Raw genomic sequence first — 18,626 nt, 5'->3', positions numbered from 1 at the left:
TGAAGCCGTGGCCTGCGCGCGAAGATGCAGCACGATTCCGCAAAGAGTCCGGACAGTCCCGAGAACAGCCCCGAAGGCGATCCCGAAGGCGGCTCCGAAGGCCGTTCCGTGCGCCTCTTCACGGACGGCTTCCTCGATCCGGACGCCCTCGGGGACGAGCGCACCGCCACCGTCCTGCTGTCCGCCGCGGAGCGCGCCACCGAGCGCTTACGCCCCGGCGACATCCTGTACGCGGCGCTCGATGCCCGCGACCCCGCGGTGCTCCCCGCGTTCGAGGGCGCGCTCGCCGAGGGCGCGGCCCCGCATCATCTCCTGGAGACAGTCGCCGTCTACGCCCCGCCGGGGAACGGCTACGCGTTCGACGGCGCGCGCGACCATGTGAGCCCCGAGCTGGCCGCGGCCTTCGAAGAGTTCGAGTCCCGGTGCACGCGGGACGCGGTGGGCGCCGAGGTCCGCCTGGAGCTGCTGCTGGCCTGTCTGCTCGACGCCCCCTCCGCGGACGAGCGGGACTTCCTGACCCCGCTCCTCGATCTGCCCCTGGCCGCCGAGGCGCTGCGCAGGCAGGTCGGGGTCCACGCCGACGAGCCGCCCGAGCTGTACGACGACGCGTCGGGCCGGCTGCGCTCCGAGGAGTTCACGAACGACGCCTGGGCCGTCCTGGAACTGGCCGCCCAGCGGGCCGCCGAGCTCGGCTACGACCGGCTGCTCCCGCCGCACTGTCTGATGGCTCTCCTGTCGGAGACCGAAGGGCCCGCCGAGCGCCTCTTCCGGCTCCAACTGCCGCTCCAAGTAGGCCTGGTGAAGGCCGTCGAGATCATCACCCAGGCGTTCCGGATCACCGAGCGGGGGAGCCGGACCGCCCCGCGCCTCGACCGCGACGGGATCGGCGAGTCCCTGCGGGACCTGCTGCACGCGGCGCGCACGACGGCCGCCCGCTGGGACGCGGAGCAGATCGACACCCCGCACCTGCTCGCGGCCCTCCTGGACAGCCCGCCGCAGCGCCTCGCCTCCGTCCTGGCCGCCGAGCCGCTGCGCCTCGACATCGAGCGGCTGCGCGAGAGCGTGCGCGACGTACTCGGCGAGACCCGCTCGACGGCGCCCCGCGAGGCGCCTTTCCGGCTGCCCGCGTTCCTGCCGCCCTCCGAGGACCTCACCTGGCTCGCGAGGACCGGGGCCATCGGCCCGGCCGCCCACCTGGACGGCTACTTCGAGCCACTGTGCCGGGCCCTGCACCGTACGGAGAACAACCACGTACTGATCACCGGCCTGCCCGGCATCGGCACCACCACGCTGCTGCGCGAGCTCGCCCGGCGGGCCGCCACGGGCGAGATCCCGTTCCTGCGCCGCAAGCGGTTCCTGCGCGTCGACTGCAAGGACGTCGCCGCGGAGAGCAGCGGCGAGCAGCTGACGGCCCTGATCGGTCAGGTCGCGGGCCGCACCGACCTGGTCGTCTGCGTCGACGGGCTCGGGCCCCTGCTGCGCGGCCGGCACGGCGCCGACCACCTTCTGGAGCTGCGCCGCGCACTCAAGGAGCGCAGCATCCATCTCATCGGGGTGCTCGCCGAGCACGACTACGAGGATCTGGTCGCCGCCGACCACGTCCTCCAGGAGCTGACCTGCCGTATCGACATGGCCGAGCCGGAGCGGGAAGCGGCGCGGGCCATGGTGCGCCTCGCGGCGGACGCGCTGGAGACGGAGTTCACCGGCATCCGGATCGAGCGCCACGCGGTGGCGAGGGCCGTGGTCCTCGCGGGTGACTTCGTCCGGCACCAGCGGCTGCCGCTGTCCGCCGTCAAGGTCCTGCGCCGCGCCTGCGAGGACCTCGACTACGCGCGCAGACAGCACGGCGACGAGCGCAGCGCCGTGACGCTCGACGAAGTGGCCGACGTGGTGTCCGAGCTGTCCGGGATGCCGCGCGAGCAGATCGCCGGCACGGGCGGCGAACGGGTCGACTACGCGACGGCGCTCGGCGCGGAGGTCGTCGGGCAGGACCAGGCGGTCCGGGTGGTCGCGGACGAGCTGCGACGCATCAAGGCGGGCCTGGCCGCGGTCAGTTCGGGGCCGGCGTCGGTGCTGCTCTTCGCGGGCCTGACCGGCGTCGGCAAGACCGAGCTGGCCAAGCGGGTCGCCGGTCTCTACTCGGCGTCCAAGCGGCTGCAGACGTATCCGATGGAGAACTTCACGGAGCCGCACAGCGTGTCCGGCATCCTCGGCTCACCGCCGGGCTACGTGGGGCACGAGCGCGGCGGGCGGCTCATCAACGAGCTCAACAGCGACCCGTACTGCGTGTTCCTCCTCGACGAGGCGGAGAAGGCGCACCCCGAGGTGCTGCGGCCCTTCCTCAACCTCTTCGACGAGGGCTGGATCACCGACCAGCGGGGTGTCAAGGCGCACGGCGACCGCGCCATCTTCATCCTCACCACGAACGCCGGGCACGAGATCATCTCGCGCCTCGGCGAGGGCAGTTCGGACGAGGAGATCTCCGCCGCCGTACGCGCCAAGCTCGCGTCCGAGCGCAGCCGGGACGGCACGCCCGTCTTCACCCCCGAGTTCCTGGCCCGCGTCCGCCGCGTCATCGTCTTCCGCCCGCTCGGCGGCGACGCCATGACCGCCATCGGCCGCAAGGTGCTCGACCGGCAGGCGGCCTTCTGGCGCGAGAAGCGGGAGAAGGAGCTGACCGTCCCCGAGGAGCTGGTGCGGTACGCGGGCGCGCTCGGGCACCGCCTCAACTCCGAGGCGGGCGGGCGCGAGGGCGGCCGCATCATGGCCAAGGTGCTCTCCGACCTGGTCGAGAACCCCGTTCTCGCGGCGGCCGAGGAGCGGGCGGAGGAGTTCCAGGCCTGCGACCGGATCGTCGTCGACTTCGTGCCTCCACCGCCGCCGGGCGTGCGTGACGCCCTGTTCTCCGGCCGGGACGGGGCCGGAAGTGGTTCCCGTACCCGGGTGCGCTTCCTGTCGCCGGAACCGGCGGACGGGGTGGAACTGTCCTCTGTGGAAGGCGGGTTGACCAAGTCCGGTGGGAGCGGGGAGGGGGACGCGCACGATGAACCAGGCCGCACCGGATGAGTCCGACCTGCGCGGGCTCGAAGGCCGGGTGGTCGACGGCCGCTACGCACTGAGCGGCTGGATCGGAGGCGGCGGTTTCGGGGCGGTCTTCCGCGCCGACCAGTACATCCTCGGCCATCCGGTGCGCAGCGTGGCCCTCAAGCTCTCCCGGCGCTCGGGCCTGACCGAGGAGAACGCCGCGGAGCTGTTCCAGGACGTGCTGCTGCTCGCCGAGGCGATGGACACCATGGCGGACGCCGAGGCCCGCCGCCATCTCGTGCACGTGTACGACGGCGGCCTCGCCAAGGGTCTCGGTGGCCGCGCCTTCCTCGCCATGGAGTACGTCCCCGGGGCCACCCTCGCCGGCCAGTTCGCCGAGATGGGGCGCGTCCCGGCACCGCTGCTGGTCAAGTGGGCGCGGCAGATCTGCGTGGCCCTGCGTGGACTGCACCGACTGGACCCGCCGCTGCTGCACCGCGACCTCAAGCCCGACAACGTCCTCCTGGGCAGCGACAACTGGGTCCGGCTCATCGACTTCGGCCTGGCCGCCCGGATGCTGGAGCTCGGCCACGTCCCGGGCACGGTCGGCACCCTCCAGTACATGGCGCCGGAGACCGCGGCCGGCTCCAGCGTCCCCGAGTCCGACCTGTACTCGCTGGGGCTCCTGATGTACGAGGGCCTGACCGGCCGCCACGCGTACGCGCATCTGACACCGCCGCCCGCGCTGCCCGAGTCGGCGCACGGCGACTGGCTCCAGGAGCAGAAGCGCAATGCGCCGCCCGTACGCCCCTCGGTCCACAACAACCTCGTCCCGCCCGCCCTGGACGCCCTCGTGATGCGCCTGCTCGAACTGCGGCCCGCGCAGCGCTTCCGCAGCGCGGAGGAGGTGATCGCCGCCCTGGACGTGGTCCTGGAGAGGCCCGTCGTGCGGCAGCCGGGCGAGGCCGAGCTGGCGGAAGGGCGGCGGCTGAGGACGTCCGGGCAGGGCCCGGCCGCCGCGACCGTGCTCCGCAGGGGCCTCGAACGCAACCACGTCCCCGACCCGTTACGCCTGGGCCTGCTGACCGAACTGGGGCAGGTCCACGAGTCCGCGGGCGATCACCTGGCGGCCGCCCACTCCTGGGCCGACGCCTGTGAACTCGTCCGCGGGCGCGCCCTGATGCCGTCCGGTGCGGACCGCGCCAGGCTCGCCCGCCGCGCGGAGGAGGCGTTCCGCAAGGCCGGCAACCGTTTCCAGGCGGAGCGGTTCGGGCGCATGGCCCGCGCCGAGCGGGACCGGGGGTGAGGGGTGGAGCCCCAGCGGTCCCTGAGGAAAGGTCTGTCCCGGCGCGGCCGGCTGGAGAACGCCTGGGCGAGCGCGCTCGCCGACGCCGATCCGCGCGCCGGCCTCGTGAGCCTGCGCGCGGTCCTCGCGGGCATCGAGGAATACCAGGACCGCACCGCCGACCTGTGGCCCTCCTTCCAGCGGTCCTTCCTCGGCCCGCAATTCCTGCCCCTCGTCGAGGCCGCCGACCTGGACCGGCTCGCCCAGGTCGGCGAGCGCATGGCGGCCGAGGGGCGCATCGGACTCCACCAGAGCTGGGTCCCGCTCGCCGACGCCGCCGTGGCCCGGTCCGGCGCAGGTGACCGGGACTTCGCGGTGTCCCTGTACACGCGGCTCTACCGCAGCGCGTTCGTCCACGAGGAGTCCCGCTCCATCGCCGCCACCGCCCTGGCCAGGCTCGGCGCCGACCAGGACGACCAACTGGCGATCTACGTGGACATCTTCAGGCGGTACGCGACCGTGCCGCCCGAAGTGCACCAGGTGGTGGGGCGCCTCCTCGGAGCCGGATTCGCCGACGAGACGGGCCGCGTGGAGCGGGCCTTCGCCTTCGCCACGCGACTGTCCGCGGCGGGCCTGCGCCTCGCCGGCCTCGACCGCACGCTCGGCCTCGGCGCCCTGCTGCTGCACCGCGAAGCGGCTGACGCGGCCGACCACTTCACCCGCGCCTGCAGCGCCGACCCCACCGACGGCGAGGCCCTGCGCGGTCTCGTCGCCGCCCGCCTGCACAGCGGCGCGTACGCCGAGGCCCTCACCGCCGTACGCGGACGGGAAGCCGTCCTCACGCCGCGCGGCGCCGAACTGACCGACCTGTGCCGGATGCTGGAGTGGCTCGAACTGGACCCCGGCCGCGACGGCCCCCCGGGCCCCGCAGCCCCGGCCCCGCTGACGGCCGTACGGCTCGCCACGATCGGCGACGGCGGCGACAGCCGTCCCTGGGGCCGCTACGCCCAGGGCCGCGCCCAGCTCCTCGAAGGCAACGCCGACCTGGCCGCCAAGAACCTCGTCATGGTCGCCGACGAGTTCCCGGACCGGTCCGACCTCGGCTATCACGCGGCCTGGGCCCAGCTGCTGTGCGGCGAACACGAGGCGGCGGGACGCCGCTGCCGCGCCCTGCTCGCCGACGGCGACGCGCGCGCCTGGCCGCTCGGCTGCCTCCTGGCGGACGCCGATCCCGGCCACCGCGCCACCGACGAGGAACGTACGGTCATGAAGGGCGCGGCACACGCCTTCACGGCGGTCGTCACGGCCCGGCTGAGGCTCGCCGAGGGGCGGGAACCCGGCGTCGACCTGGCCTGGGACCCGCTCGGCGCCGAGGGCGCCACCGTCCCGGAACTCCTGGAGGCCCTGCGCACCCTCCTCGGTGTCGAGGTCGCCGGCGGCCGCCGGACCGCGGTCGGCCACCTCACCGCCCTCTCGCTCTTCGGCCGCCTGCCCCTGCCCGAACAGCTGTTGTGGCGCGCCTTGTCGGCCCTGCCGGAAGACCGCGACCGGGCTCACTCCCTGCTCGAACAGGCCCGCGGCCAGGGCCTGGAGCGCGCCACCGTCGTCCTCGCCGTGGCCGAACTGAACGCCGGACGCCCCGACCGGGCGGCGGACCTGCTCGACGGCGTACGCGGCCGCAAGGCCGAACTCGTCCGCGCCCGCGCCGAACTGGCCCTCGGCCGCACGGCCGACGCCGGGCGGCGCCTCGCCCGCCTGCCGACACCCCGGGCCCGCTACGAAAGCGGCGTGCTGGCGCTGCGTGAGGCCACGGCGCTGTGGGCCGGCGGGGACGCCGACCGGGCCGTGCAGCGCGCCGGGTGGGCGGCGGCGCGGCTCATCGACGCGCAGGTCACCGGGCCCGGCGCCCTCCCGCCCGTCCCCGCCGACGCCGGACGCCTCGCCCGCGCGGCCCGCCTCCTCGCCGAACGCGCGGCACGGCCCGCCGACGGTACGGGCGCCGCACCGTGGCGCATCGTCCGCCACCACCCCCGTACGGCCTGGCTGCTCGGCGTTGGCCAGCTGCTGGTGGAGCCGCGCGGGGCGGAGCCCGTCCTGGCGGAGGCGCTGGTGGGGTGGGCGGGGGAGGCCGATGGGCCGACCGCCGCTGATGTGGGCGACGCGCGTGCCGTGGAGGTGCTCGCCAGGGCTCTGGGGCGGGCCTGCCTGCTGGGCGAAGAACCCGCTGTACGGAACGAGTTGGCCGGGGCGCTCGGTGTCCTCGCGGAGGCCTGGCCGCTGCCGGTGGTGGCGCGCGAGGCCCGTCGTGCCGCCTCGCTTGCCGGGCCGCACGACGAGACGGCCAAGGCCACGGATACGGATACGGATACGGATACGGATACGGACGCTGACACGGACGCCGCGGCCGAGGTCAGGGACGACTCGCTGCTGGCCCTGCCCCTCGCGGCGGCCGCGCTCGAAGCCGGTGACAGGGCGCATGCGGTCCGGCTGCTACGGGCTGTGGGCGGCGACGTACAGGACGGGGGCACGGAGGGCGACGTACAGGAGGGCGGCACGGAGGGCGACGTGCAGGATGAGGGCGCGGAGGGCGCCGACGGCGCAGGCGGCATCGAAGAGGCTCATCGCGCCGCCGCACAGGTCGTCGCCTTTCTCGCCCAGGCCCTCGAAGGCAAGCCGCCCGCCGAGCTGCCGTCCGTCGGCGGCAACCCCGCCCTGCCCGCCCCGCTCCTCGTCGTCCAGGCGGCCGGTCACCTCCCGGCCCAGCGCGCGAAGGCCGCCGAGGCGCTCACCCTGGCCCTGCGCGATCACGACCTGACCGGCCTGGTCGACGTGGCCGCGACCCTGCCCGCGCTCTGCGCCAGGGTGGCCCGCGCCAGGAGGCGGGACGGCCGCGCCCAGGCCCTTGCGGAGGTCGTACGCCGTCTGGCGGACCGCCTCACCGAAGACTCACCGGAAGCGGACGGTCTCGTACCTTTCGATGCCGTCACCCTCGCCCGGTGCGCCGCCGCCGTCGGGGACCACGAAGTCGCCGACAGGCTGTGGCGGCACGCCCTGAACAGCGATCCCGACGCGGACACGGCCGCCGCCGAGTACGGGAAGTACCTGTGCCACCGGGCGGTGGCCGCCAAGGCGGACGGCGACCCCGCACGGGCCCTGGAACTCCTGGGCCGGGCCGCCGGTCATCTCCCCGGGGAGCACCCGGCTCACCGGCACCGCGCCGACCTGGAGCGCAGCGACCGCTCCGACGCCCTCCTCAGCCACCTCTTCCCGGACGCGGCCCAGACCTGGGAACGCCCCGGCAGGCTCCCGGCCGTGGAGGCCGCGATGGCCGGGCACCCGGTGTGGCAGGCGCTCGCGGCGGACCAGGCGGGCGCCATAGAGCGGGAGTTGACGCGGTTCTTCGCGCGCAGGGCCGCCCGTAACGACATCCCCGTACTGCACTCGATGGCCGTGGTCTACCGCGAAGAGGCCCTGGCGAAGCTGACCCGCACCGGAGCCGCCGACGAGGACCTGGTCACCGCGACCGTCCTGTGGGTCCTGCTGCTGTGCCACCCAGGATTCTGGGAGGCGTTCGCCGACCGCTCAAGGTCCGACGACGCGGGAATCCTCGGCGCCGACGCGGCGACCGGCCCCGACGGCGAGTATCTGCGCACCTCCCTGACCGAGGAGCTCCTGACCCTGCACCACAGCCACGGCGCGCGGGCCCTCGCCGAGCACCGCGAGGAACACGCCCGCCTCCATCTGAACTGCCTGACCGCCCTGCGCCAGGGCACCCATGTCACCCGGACCCTGCTGGCCGAGGGGCCCCTGGCCGGGGTGCTGCCGGGCGTCGACGAGGACCTCTTCGCCGCCGTGTCGGACCGCGCGGGCGCCCTGCTCGACGACTGGTCGACCGACCTGGTGCGCGCGGCCGAGAAGCGCATCGACGAACCCGAGCGGGTCCGCGCCCTGCCGGACGGCATCGACAAGGACTACGAAGAGGGCATCAGCAGCCTGGCGAACGCCATCGACCACGGCTTCGCACCCAGGAACGTCCTGTGCACCGTCGTCGCCTGGCACAACGAGTGGCAGAACTGCCTCTACCAGACGGGCGACCGGGACCACATGCGCACCGTCGTGACCAAGGCCGTGCGGTACGCGGAACTGCTCGCCCAGGGCGCCGTGAAGGGACGCCCGCACCTGCGCGAGAACCAGTTGCTCGCCGCCCACTACGTGGACCGCGGCCTCCTCGACCGGGACACCGGCAAGGCCATCGCCTACTTCGAACTGGCCAAGGAGTGGAACCCGGCCAACACCAACGCGTCGCAACTCCTGGAGCAGTACCGCCAGGACGCGCTGTTCAGCGCCGCCCTCGACCACATCAAGGCGCGCCGCTACCCCAAGGCCCTCGCCGAACTCGACCGCGTCCCGAGGACCGACGCGACCAAGAAGACCCTCGACCGGCTCCGCACCAGCACCCTGATCAACCACGGCTACGTCCTGCTGGAAGCCGAGCGGCTCGACGAGGCGGAGCGCTCGGTGCGCGACGCGGAGCGCATCGCGGCCGCCGGCGACGACCCCAAGATGCGCGAAGAGGCCGCCAAGGCGCTGCGCGCGGTGGCCACCGGGATGAACAACCGTGCGGTGGCCATGAGCAACGCCGCGCTCAGCAACCTCGAACGCTCCGTCCGCATCGGCCCGAACGCCGTGGAGGGTGAACTGCAGGCGGCCATCAACCTGTTGCGGCGGGCGGAGCGGATCGCCCCGGAAGCCGCCACCCGGGACAACATCACCCGTATCGAAGACCTCCTGCGAAGGCTGCGCCCATGACGACACTGCCGTCGGCGAACCGTCGGCCCAACCCCTTCCACGTACTCGGACTCCCCGTCGACGCCACCGAGGCGCACATCGTGGAACGCGCCGAGGAAGGCATCCAGACCGCGTCCACCGCCCAGGACCGCGACCTCTACGACTGGGCGATGCGGGAACTGATCCGCAACCCGCGGGCCCGGCTGCGGTACGAGGTGACCGAGCCGCCGGGCACCGACTACCGGGACCGCCGGTGGGACGCGTTCGCCCGCGCTCACCGCACCTACCCGGCGGACCTCGGGGGCCAGAACCTGCGGCCCGAGGACTTCGACCTGCCGGAGGCGCTGCGCCGCACCGTCCGCGCCCTCGCGGCGGCGCCCGTCGCGGGGGCGGACGACGCCCTGCTCACGGTCCCTGCGGCAGCCCGTGCCCAGGACGAGGAACCGGAACTGGAAGTGCGCGATGTCCTCTTCGGATGAGCCCGGCGCCGAGCGGCCCGGCTGGGAGAACTTCGCCGAGCGCCCCGTCCCCGAGGTCCACGGCGCGACCACCGCGCCGGAGGCCGAGCTGGCCGGCGTACTGCAGCGCCGCCACGAGGAGCTGGCCGCTGCCCGCGGCGCCTCCGCGTCGGCCGCGACGCGCGTGCACGCCACGCTCTTCGAACTGGCCATGCTCATCGGCACGTTGGAGCAACAGGTCAACAGGGCGGGGGAGCCGCGCGAGGCCGTGGACGAAGAGCTCAGGCACCGTGAGCTGAAGAACGTGAAGGACCGGATGCTCGACGTGCTGCGCGGCGCCGGCGTGGAGGTGCGTGACCCGAAGGGCCTGACCGCCGACGAGGTCCTGGACTGGGCGGATCCGGTGCACTGGCTGCAGAGCCCGGAGTTCGACGCCGAGGTCGTGGCCGAGACGAACGAGTACGCGGTGTTCCACGACGGCGCCGTGGTGCGCTTCGCCCAGGTCGTCATGGGCGCCCCCGCACCCGCCCCCACCCCCGCCCCCAAGCCCGAACCCGAGCCCGAGGCTCCCCCCGAGCCGGATCCCCAGGTGAAGCCCGATCCCGACACCGAGATGCCGCCGCCGGGACAGACACCTGCACCCACGGACACCTGAACGAGCAGGCCAAGAAGGAGCGGTCACCCCACATGAGCCAGCAGATCGTCAGCAAGGCCGTAGGCATCGACCTCGGCACGACCAACAGCGCCGTAGCCGTGATGAACCCCTCCGACAGCGACATCGTGATCCACCGTGATCCGGTCTCGAAGTCGTACACGACGCCCAGCTGCGTCTGGCGCAGCCCGGCCGGCGGCGAACTGGTCGTGGGCCGCAAGGCGTTCGCCCGCAAGGGCAGCACCCCGGAGCCGGTCACCTCGGTGAAACGCCTGATGGGCAGCCGTACCACCGTCGACCTGGCCGGCGAGGAGTACACCCCGGCGCAGGTCTCGGCCGCGATCCTGGCCGAGATGAAGCGCCGGATCGAGACGGACGTGGCGGCGTTCGACAGCCCGGACGTCCGCTGGATCGTCGACCGGGCCGTGGTGACCGTGCCGGCCTACTTCGACCAGCCGCAGATCGACGCGACCCGCAAGGCCGCCGAGCAGGCCGGGCTCGAAGTCCTCGGCCTGCTCCACGAGCCGACCGCCGCCGCCAGCCACTACTGCTGGCGCACCACCACCCGTAACGGCACCTTCCTCGTGTACGACCTCGGCGGCGGCACCTTCGACGTCAGCGTCCTGCGCTGCACGGAGGGCACCTTCGAGGTGCTCGGCATCAGCGGCAACAACCGCCTGGGCGGCGACGACATCGACGAGGCCTTCGCCCGGCACCTCCAGAAGATGCTCCAGGCGGACGGCTACGCCCTCGACCTCGACCCCGAGAACGACCCCGAGGACCGGCTCCGCTTCAGCCAGCTGAAGATCCTCGCGGAGGGCGCGAAGAAGGCGCTCACGGACCAGCCCGACTACATGCTCCGCGACACCGGGCGCCTCACCGACCAGGAGAAGCGGCCGGTCGTCATCGACGCACTCCTGGAGCGGCCCGAACTGGACGACATCGCCCGCCCGTTGATCGAGCGGACCTTCGCCTACTGCGACGAGGCCCTGCGGCGCGCCGGGGAGCGGGCCGGCATCACACTCGCCGACGTCGACCACATCATCCTGGCGGGCGGCTCGACCCATATGCCGCTGGTCAGGGAGATGGTGACGCAGGAACTCTGCGCGAACCCCGCGCCCGGCTCCGAGCGCCAGGTCCGCGCGGCCTGCGAGGCGCCGGTCGTCGAGCACGCCGACACGGCCGTCGCGCTGGGCGCCGCGGTGCGCGCGGCGGCCGTCGGCGGCCTCGCCGTCTACGACGAGGCCCGTACCGTACGCGTCTCGTTCCACGGCTTCGCCGCCACGGGCTCCGAGGCCACCCACGTCGGCGGCACCGTCCAGGCGCTCGCCGACGGCCTCGACCTCTCCGGCGGCCGTGTCCACCTCACCACCACCGGCTTCGAGGACGAGGCGGACCTCTCCGAGGAGGGCGCCTTCGCCTTCACCCAGGTCCCGGTGCAGCCGGACGCGGAGAGCCTGCTCACCTTCGAGGTGTACGACGCCGAGGGCGACGTGGTCGCCACGGCCGGCCGCGCGCTCGCCCACAGCGCGCGGCCGGGCGGCGGCGGGGGAGGAGCGGCCATCACGGCCAAGTCGGTCCTCCTGGAGGTGGACCTGGGCGACGGGCGCACCGGCCGCCGCGAGCTGATCCCGGCCATGCAGCAGCTGCCCTTCGAGGCCGACTTCGACTTCGGGCACCCCGGCCGGGAGCAGGTCGAACTGCGGCTGTTCCAGCAGGCCGTACCGATCCAGGTGATCAAGGTCGTGGTCCCCTCGTCGACGCCGCGGGGAACGGCGATCCGGATGAACGTGGCCATGCAGGAGGACGCGTCCATCACCGTCCGCGGCTCGATCGGCGAGGACACCACCTTCGACGCCCTGCTCGAAGTGCCGGTCGACCCGCCGATGCCCGACGCGTCCGTGGTCGAGGAGCTCTACCACCGCTTCGAGGAGAACGTCGGCTATCTCGCGACGGGCCCGCAGACCGTGGTCCGCGCCAAGTGGACCAAGGCACGCCGCGCCTTCGAGGAGGCCCGCGACCGGGGCGACGTGGCGGCGGCGGTGCACGAGTTCCGCGAGCTGGAGGAGATCGTGGCCGTCCTGGGCGAGGCCGACCAGGAACTCCAGCCGCCCAAGCGGGAGTTCGACGCCCTGGTCGACGACTGCCTGCGGCTGCACGCCCATCTCTCCGAGTCGGGACCGGCGGGCGACAAGCCTTTCGACGCGCCCGAGGTGATCCGCGCGATCGAGGCCCAGCGCGCCGAGGGCGAACGCGCCCACGCCGCCGGTGACCAGCGCAGGTACGGCGAGGCGATCGCCCAGCTGCAGGGCCACTTCACCTACCTGAGGGGGCTGCTGCGCTCCGCCTCGGGCGGGGAACTCTCCCCGCAGGAGCGCGCCGAGGGCCTGCTGCGCTTCGGGTTCCAGCGGGCGGAGGAACTGAGCCGCGTCGCCGTGGCCACCGGCAGGACCGCGGAGGAACGCGACCTGACCGACGTCAGGAACCGGCTGGAGCAGCTCGTGCCCCTCCTCGCCACGAACCCGGAGCAGGCGGGCCAGGACGCGGGCAAGCTGGTCGCACGGCTGCGTCAGCTCGGCCAGATCCTGCTCACCGAACGGGCCGAGGCCGTCGGCATCCCGGTCGACAACCCCGGGAACCGGTCCGCAGGGGGGAACTGGTGACGTCGGACCCGGGCCGGCTGGCCTGCCCCCTGCCGCGCTGCCGGGCCGTCAACAGCGCGACGGCGGAGACCTGCCGGTCCTGCGCCACCCCGCTGCGCGCGTGGGCGCGCCTGAGGGCCCACCCGGCGAAGCTCTTCAACTCGGGTCTCGAGGCGGCCAGATCCGGCCGCACGGCCACCGCACGCGACCACTTCGCCGCCGTCGTCCACTGGTGCCCCGGTGACGCCGAGGCCCGCAGCGCCCTCGCGCTGGCCTGCCTCCTCCTGGACGACCCGGAGGAGGCCCGCGACCAATGGCACCAGGTCCTCACCCGCCGCCCGAACGACGCGACGGCGCTGAAGGGCCTGGCCCACCTGGACTCCCGGGTTACGGAGAGTCCGGAGCCCGCGGAGTCTTCGACGCCCCCGCGGAATCCGCAGAATCCGGAGCCGTCGGAGCCGCCGAAGCCTCCGGAGAAGGAGCCTGCAACGACTGAATGACCAGCTCCGGCGCCACCCCCAGGCGCCGCAGCATCGTCCGCGCCGTGGAGTCCTCGTCGGTGAGCATCGCTATCAGCAGCGTCTGCTCGTCGACGGGCTCCTGCGCGTCCCGGCAGGCCTCCTGCACCTTGGACAACGTCCGCGAGGAGAACTCCCTCGGCTTGGGATTCCCGAGCCCGGCCAGCTTCCGGAACGCGGCCGCGCCGTCCTCGCCCTGCGCGGTGAGCGCCCCGCGCAGCGCCTCACTCCCGACGACCCCGAACGCGCGCAGCATCATGTACGTGCTGATCTTCTTGCGCTGCACCGAGGCGAGCAGCCGAGCGCACTGCACGGCGGCGGCCGCACGCGGGTCGAGCGCCCCGATGTCCACGCGCTCGTCGTCGCCCTGCGCGGGCGCGTCCGAGTGCGGCAGCAGCAGCCGCTCGGGTGCGACCCCGATGAGCTGCAACAGCTCGGCGCAGCTCCCGCCGCCCGTCGCGAGGAACGCCAGGGAGATGTCGTCGACGCCGATGTCCCGCCCGGCCTCCTGGGCCCGCGCCTCGGCCCCGTCGAGGACCCGGGTCACGGTGCCGGACAGCCCGATCCGCGGCCGGTGCCCGTTCACCGCGGTGAGCGACGCGCTGCTCGACCCGGCGTGGGTCCCGCTCCCGCGCGGTGTCTGCCCCTGCATCTCGCGCAGCACCTTGGCCAGCAGATCCATGCGCTGGGCCCCGATCCGCGCGGCGGCCCGTTCCCGTACCGCCTCGTCCTCGAGCAGGGCCATCAGTAGATCGACGGAGGTGACCAGACCGCGCACGGCGGCGAACTCCCTCGTTCTGCGCAGGAGTTCGGCGGCCTCGGGGGTGAACTCGGGCCGCTCCGGCGCGGTGGGCGGCGGTGGGGCGTGCTCGGCCGCGGTGGAGATCCGCACCTCGGGATCCCCGTAGAGCACGAACGACGCCCAGGCCCAGTCCGCCCGCTGCTCCAGATCGGCCCGCGCCTGCCGCATCGCGGCCCCGGCCGTGATCTGCTCCTGGAGCTGGCCGTAGAAGGCCTCGGCGAAGCGCAGCGCGCTCGCGTCCCCGACCGGTGTCCGGGTACCGACCACAGTCTTGGCCCCCATGACCATGAAGGACATGCAGGCGCTCATGGTGAGCGAGGCCTCGGCGAGCGCACGCGAGGCCGGTTCGAGCGCGGGGTCGGCGGACGCGCAGCCGTTGATGAAGACGACGGGGGGCGCCCCGAGCCCGGCCAGGGGCTGGAGGGCGTCCATGTCGATCAGCTTCCGGTTGTGCACCATGAGCCCGGCGGCCCCGGAGGCCCCGGACACATGCCCCGAGTAGTGGAAGAGGTCGTACGGCTCCTCGTCCTCGGCCAGCTCCTGGATCACCCGGACCAGGGTCGCGTCCCGCCCGATGAGGACGGTGCACGCGACGCCGTGCCCCTCCAGCCAGGCGCTGATCCGCTCGGCCTCCTCACGGGCCGACGGCAGATCCCCCAGGGTGTCCCCGACGATCAGCGCCCGCCGCACCTGTGTGCACTCGCGCCCGCCCACCACCGGTCTGCTGACGACGGACCGGCGGCCGAGCTCGTGCACGAGGCCGAGGAAGCTCTCCCCGTCGTGCAGCAGCTCCCACGGCACCAGGGACTCGTTCGTGCTGACCAGGAGCGATCCCGTCGACTCCTTCAGCTGGCGCACCATCTCGCCCGAACCGGCGCGCGGAAAGAGCGAGTTGAAGAGGAGCCTTCCCTTCTGTCTGAGCACTCTGCCCAGCGTCGGATCGTCGTCACGGGCGTCCTTGAGCGCCTCGTCGATGTCCTTGCACAGGTCCTTGACCAGGTCCTGGCTGACATCGACGGTGTGTTCCTGCTCCAGCGGCCCCACCACGGACCCGCCACCGGACTTCAGCCCGTACGCGTACTGGGTGCGCCCCGGGCCGTGCGCCGAGGTGCGTACGTCGAGGGTGGTCATCGCCCGTCCTGCCGGTGCAGGTCCAGAAAGCGCGCGATGGCATCGCTCTGCGCGCGGTCCGACGGATACGTGATCTCGAGGCGCTGGTCGCCGATGGTGATGACGACGGACGGGACCACGTCGTCCGCGCCGGCCGGGGCGGGCTGCCGCGCCGCCGCCTCCCGCCGCCCGGCGAGCCAGCCGCGTACGGCCTCGACGATCGACACCACGTCCACCGCCCCGCCGACGAGCAGCGTGCAGACCTGGACCAGCTCGGCGACCCGCTGGTCGGAGGAGGGCGCGGTGAGTCGTACCTGGTCGACGCTGGCGGCCCCCGCGGCCGTCAGCGCCTCGTGGAGGGCGTCCAGTTCGGGCCCCGGATCCGGCCCGTGCAACGCCAGTTCGAGGGTGGAACCTGCGCCGACCGTGGGTTCTGCCGCCACAACAACCTCCAGTGCCCTGTGGGCAGCGGGAATCTAGTCCCACCAGCCTCGCACCGGGAGCGGCGGCAGACCATCACGTCAGGGCAATTGCCCCTGCTTCAGCGACAGTTACGGTCACCCGCCGTCCCTACCGGTAGTTCACGAACTGCAGCGCGAAGTCGAAGTCCTGGCCCTTCAGCAGCGCCTGCACGGCCTGGAGGTCGTCGCGGCTCTTCGAGCTGACCCGCAGCTCCTCGCCCTGGACCTGCGCCTTGACGCCCTTGGGGCCCTCGTCGCGGATGATCTTGGCGACCTTCTTGGCGTTGTCCTGCGAGATGCCCTCCTCGATGGAGGCGAAGATCTTGTACTCCTTGCCGGAGAGCTGGGGCTCTCCCGCGTCCAGCGCCTTCAGCGAGATCCCGCGCTTGACCAGCTTGGTCTGGAAGACGTCGAGGATCGCGTTGACGCGGTCCTCGGAGTTCGCCTCCATCAGGATCTTCTCGCCGGACCACGAGATCGAGGCGCCGACGTTCTTGAAGTCGTAGCGCTGCGAGATCTCCTTGGCGGCCTGGTTGAGGGCGTTGTCGACCTCCTGCCGCTCGACCTTCGAGACGATGTCGAAACTGGAGTCGGCCATGTCCTGTGGCTCCTTGTATCGGGTGGTGAAACGGCTTGCGTCTGAATGCGTCATCCACGGCCCTCGGTCCCCGGGCCGCATCCGCAAAGCCTAGCCACCACCCCGCCCCCGGGTACCGATCAATCGGGTGGCGAAGCACCCCCGTCCATCAGGTATCGTTTACGTCGTTGCCACGGAGCACCGCCCCAAAGCGGAGATCCAAAGCAGCAAACCCATGGCGGTGTGCCCGAGCGGCCAAAGGGAGCAGACTGTAAATCTGCCGGCTCAGCCTTCCCAGGTTCGAATCCTGGCGCCGCCACATGGTGGAGAACCCCCTTCGAACTGCGTTTCCGCAGTTCGAAGGGGGTTCTTTGTATTCCGGGGTCCGTGCGCGGGGGTACGAGACCGTGTCGGACAGGCGGTCTCGTACCCGCGCCCCCACGCAGCGCCCTCTAGGGCGCGATGGGGAGTTGGCGCTTGTGGTCGGTGAGGCGGTAGCGGTGGACGATCGTCTCGAAGGCCCGCCCGTCCACTGGCTTGCCCTCCAGGAAGTCGTCGATATCGTCGTACGTGACCCCGAGCGCGTCCTCGTCGGCCTTGCCCGGGTCGAGGGTCTCCAGGTCGGCCGTCGGGACCTTCCACACCAGCTCGGCGGGAGCACCCAGCGCGTCCGCGACGGCGCGCACCCGACGCTTGGTCAGGCCGGTCAGCGGGACGAGGTCGGCGGCGCCGTCGCCGAACTTGGTGAAGAAGCCGGAGACCGCCTCGGCGGCGTGGTCCGTGCCGACGACCAGGCCGTTGTGTGCGCCGGCCACCGCGTACTGGGCGACCATGCGCTGCCGGGCCTTGATGTTGCCGTGCACGAAGTCCTGGTGACCCTCGTCGCGGAAGCTCACGTCCGCGGCCAGTGAGGCCTCGAGCGCGGCGTCGCTGGCGGGCTTGATGTCCACGGTCAGCACGTGGTCGGCCCGGATGAAGGAGAGCGCGAGCTGGGCGTCGTGCTCGTCGGCCTGGACCCCGTAGGGCAGCCGCATCGCATAGAAGCGCGCCTCGTGTCCGGCGGCCCGGGCCCGCTCGACGGCGAGCTGGCACAGCCGGCCGGCGGTGGTGGAGTCGACACCGCCGCTGATGCCGAGCACGAGCGAGCGCAGTCCCGTGGAGGTCAGCCGTTCGGTGAGGAAGGCCACCCGGCGTTCGATCTCGCGCCCGGCCTCGAAGGTCTCGGCGACCTGGAGCTCCCTGGCGATCTCCTGCTGCAGGCCGTTAGACGCCGACTCGCTCACGTCTGCTCCTTGCTCCGGTTCATGAGGTGCTGTCGCGCCCACCCTACTGGGGGTGTCCCGCGGCTCAGGGGGCGCGGGATGTGTCCGGACGGGGCGTGGACGAGGCCCGTGGCGCAGACTGATCGCATGTCCGTACCGTCGGCGTCTCGCCGCAGAAACTGCCCCGAGTGCCGCCGCGACATCGCCGTCGTGGCCGGCCGCTTCGCCCGCCACGACCCGCCCGGGGCCCGCAGCGCGGGCGAGCTCGTGTCCTGCCCCGGCTCCCGCAGGCCCGCGCAGCTCGGAGCCGCGCAGCCGGCCCTCGACGGCTACGTGGTCCCGGTCGCGCCCGGCCAGCTCCCGCTCTTCTGAACCCGCTCAGTTCCCCGCGATCGCCCTGACCGCCACCGTCACCGGCGTCGACCCGGAGATCAGCTCCAGCGTCAGCCCCGCGGTGGCGGGCGTCTCCACCAGTTCCGCGAGCACCGCCGCCACGTCGTCCCGCGGCACCGTACCCCGCCCGGTGGACGCCTCCAGGCGTACGAGTCCGGTGCCCGCGTCGTTCGTGAGCATCCCGGGACGCAGGATCGTCCAGTCGAGTCCGGTCCGGGCCCGTACGTACGCGTCCGCCTCGCCCTTCGCCCGCAGATACACGTCGAAGATCTCGTCCCCCTGATGGGCCGGGTCCGCGCCCATCGACGACACCACGACGTACCGCCGCACCCCGGCCCGCTCCGCGGCGTCCGCGAACAGCACGGCGGCGCCGCGGTCCACCGTGTCCTTGCGCCCGGCCGTGCTGCCGGGCCCCGCGCCGGCCGCGAACACCGCCCCGTCCGCGCCCTCCAGAAGCCCGGCGACCTCCTCCACGGACGCCGATTCCAGGTCGCACACAAGGGGCTCGGCCCCGGCCTCCCGCAGGTCGTCAGCCTGCTCGGCACGGCGGATGATGCCCGCGACCTCGTCTCCGCGTGCGGCGAGCAGACGCTCGAGCCGCAGCGCGATCTGACCATGACCCCCAGCGATGACAATGCGCATGCTTCCGACCGT

Annotated in this window: 13 protein-coding genes and 1 tRNA gene; 9 read left to right on the top strand and 5 right to left on the bottom strand. The window is 73.0% G+C overall.

Annotated features, from left to right (window positions below):
• Positions 1-24 precede the first annotated feature (24 nt).
• From OG456_RS15380 to OG456_RS15350, 7 genes are read left to right on the top strand one after another with little or no spacing between them, the layout of a single operon-like run.
• On the top strand, positions 25-3,066 hold the full coding sequence (locus OG456_RS15380) for an AAA family ATPase (RefSeq protein WP_266561263.1): 3,042 nt from the start codon (positions 25-27) through the stop codon (positions 3,064-3,066).
• Positions 3,044-4,330 carry a serine/threonine-protein kinase gene (locus OG456_RS15375; RefSeq protein ID WP_266561261.1) on the top strand — a complete coding sequence of 429 codons (1,287 nt, stop codon included), beginning with the start codon at positions 3,044-3,046 and terminating at the stop codon, positions 4,328-4,330. Before OG456_RS15380 ends, OG456_RS15375 begins: the two co-directional genes overlap by 23 nt.
• Positions 4,331-4,333: 3 nt before the next feature.
• Positions 4,334-9,118 (top strand): hypothetical protein, encoded by a 4,785-nt coding sequence (locus OG456_RS15370; RefSeq protein WP_266561259.1) that lies wholly within the window; start codon positions 4,334-4,336, stop codon positions 9,116-9,118.
• Positions 9,115-9,576 carry a hypothetical protein gene (locus OG456_RS15365; RefSeq protein ID WP_266561257.1) on the top strand — a complete coding sequence of 154 codons (462 nt, stop codon included), beginning with the start codon at positions 9,115-9,117 and terminating at the stop codon, positions 9,574-9,576. The genes OG456_RS15370 and OG456_RS15365 overlap by 4 nt, the downstream gene beginning before the upstream one ends.
• Positions 9,560-10,210: a hypothetical protein gene (locus OG456_RS15360; protein ID WP_266561255.1), complete on the top strand. Its 651-nt coding sequence runs from the start codon at positions 9,560-9,562 to the stop codon at positions 10,208-10,210. Before OG456_RS15365 ends, OG456_RS15360 begins: the two co-directional genes overlap by 17 nt.
• A 32-nt stretch (positions 10,211-10,242) precedes the next feature.
• The gene (locus tag OG456_RS15355; protein WP_266561253.1) at positions 10,243-12,870 is read left to right on the top strand and encodes an Hsp70 family protein; all 2,628 of its coding nucleotides are present in this window, start codon (positions 10,243-10,245) and stop codon (positions 12,868-12,870) included.
• Positions 12,867-13,349 carry a tetratricopeptide repeat protein gene (locus OG456_RS15350; RefSeq protein WP_266561251.1) on the top strand — a complete coding sequence of 161 codons (483 nt, stop codon included), beginning with the start codon at positions 12,867-12,869 and terminating at the stop codon, positions 13,347-13,349. The genes OG456_RS15355 and OG456_RS15350 overlap by 4 nt, the downstream gene beginning before the upstream one ends.
• Here OG456_RS15350 and OG456_RS15345 read toward each other — a convergent pair.
• The 3 genes from OG456_RS15345 to OG456_RS15335 form a co-directional block, all read right to left on the bottom strand.
• Positions 13,237-15,300, bottom strand: a complete 2,064-nt coding sequence (locus tag OG456_RS15345; protein WP_266561249.1) for a CHAT domain-containing protein — start codon at positions 15,298-15,300, stop codon at positions 13,237-13,239. The two genes, OG456_RS15350 and OG456_RS15345, sit on opposite strands and share 113 nt — an antisense overlap.
• A complete protein-coding gene (locus OG456_RS15340) occupies positions 15,297-15,722 on the bottom strand; it encodes a hypothetical protein (RefSeq protein WP_266561248.1) in 426 nt (141 codons plus the stop codon). Before OG456_RS15340 ends, OG456_RS15345 begins: the two co-directional genes overlap by 4 nt.
• Before the next feature lie 127 nt (positions 15,723-15,849).
• A complete protein-coding gene (locus OG456_RS15335; RefSeq protein ID WP_116511131.1) occupies positions 15,850-16,338 on the bottom strand; it encodes a YajQ family cyclic di-GMP-binding protein in 489 nt (162 codons plus the stop codon).
• Between the two features lie 216 nt (positions 16,339-16,554).
• Here OG456_RS15335 and OG456_RS15330 point away from each other — a divergent pair.
• Positions 16,555-16,636: transfer RNA gene (locus OG456_RS15330), tRNA-Tyr, on the top strand.
• 133 nt (positions 16,637-16,769) lie between these two features.
• Here OG456_RS15330 and nadE read toward each other — a convergent pair.
• Positions 16,770-17,600: an ammonia-dependent NAD(+) synthetase gene (gene nadE / locus OG456_RS15325; RefSeq protein ID WP_266561246.1), complete on the bottom strand. Its 831-nt coding sequence runs from the start codon at positions 17,598-17,600 to the stop codon at positions 16,770-16,772.
• Between the two features lie 126 nt (positions 17,601-17,726).
• Here nadE and OG456_RS15320 point away from each other — a divergent pair, with 126 nt between their 5' ends.
• A complete protein-coding gene (locus OG456_RS15320) occupies positions 17,727-17,951 on the top strand; it encodes a hypothetical protein (protein ID WP_266561244.1) in 225 nt (74 codons plus the stop codon).
• Between the two features lie 6 nt (positions 17,952-17,957).
• Here OG456_RS15320 and OG456_RS15315 read toward each other — a convergent pair whose 3' ends face one another.
• Positions 17,958-18,614, bottom strand: a complete 657-nt coding sequence (locus OG456_RS15315; RefSeq protein ID WP_266561242.1) for an SDR family oxidoreductase — start codon at positions 18,612-18,614, stop codon at positions 17,958-17,960.
• Positions 18,615-18,626: the final 12 nt, after the last annotated feature.

The organism is Streptomyces sp. NBC_01446, from assembly GCF_026340095.1.
Classification (GTDB): Bacteria; Actinomycetota; Actinomycetes; order Streptomycetales; family Streptomycetaceae; genus Streptomyces; species Streptomyces aureus.
The sequence above is the reverse complement of the archived record's forward strand: the minus strand, read 5'-3'. Positions and strand labels throughout refer to the sequence as shown.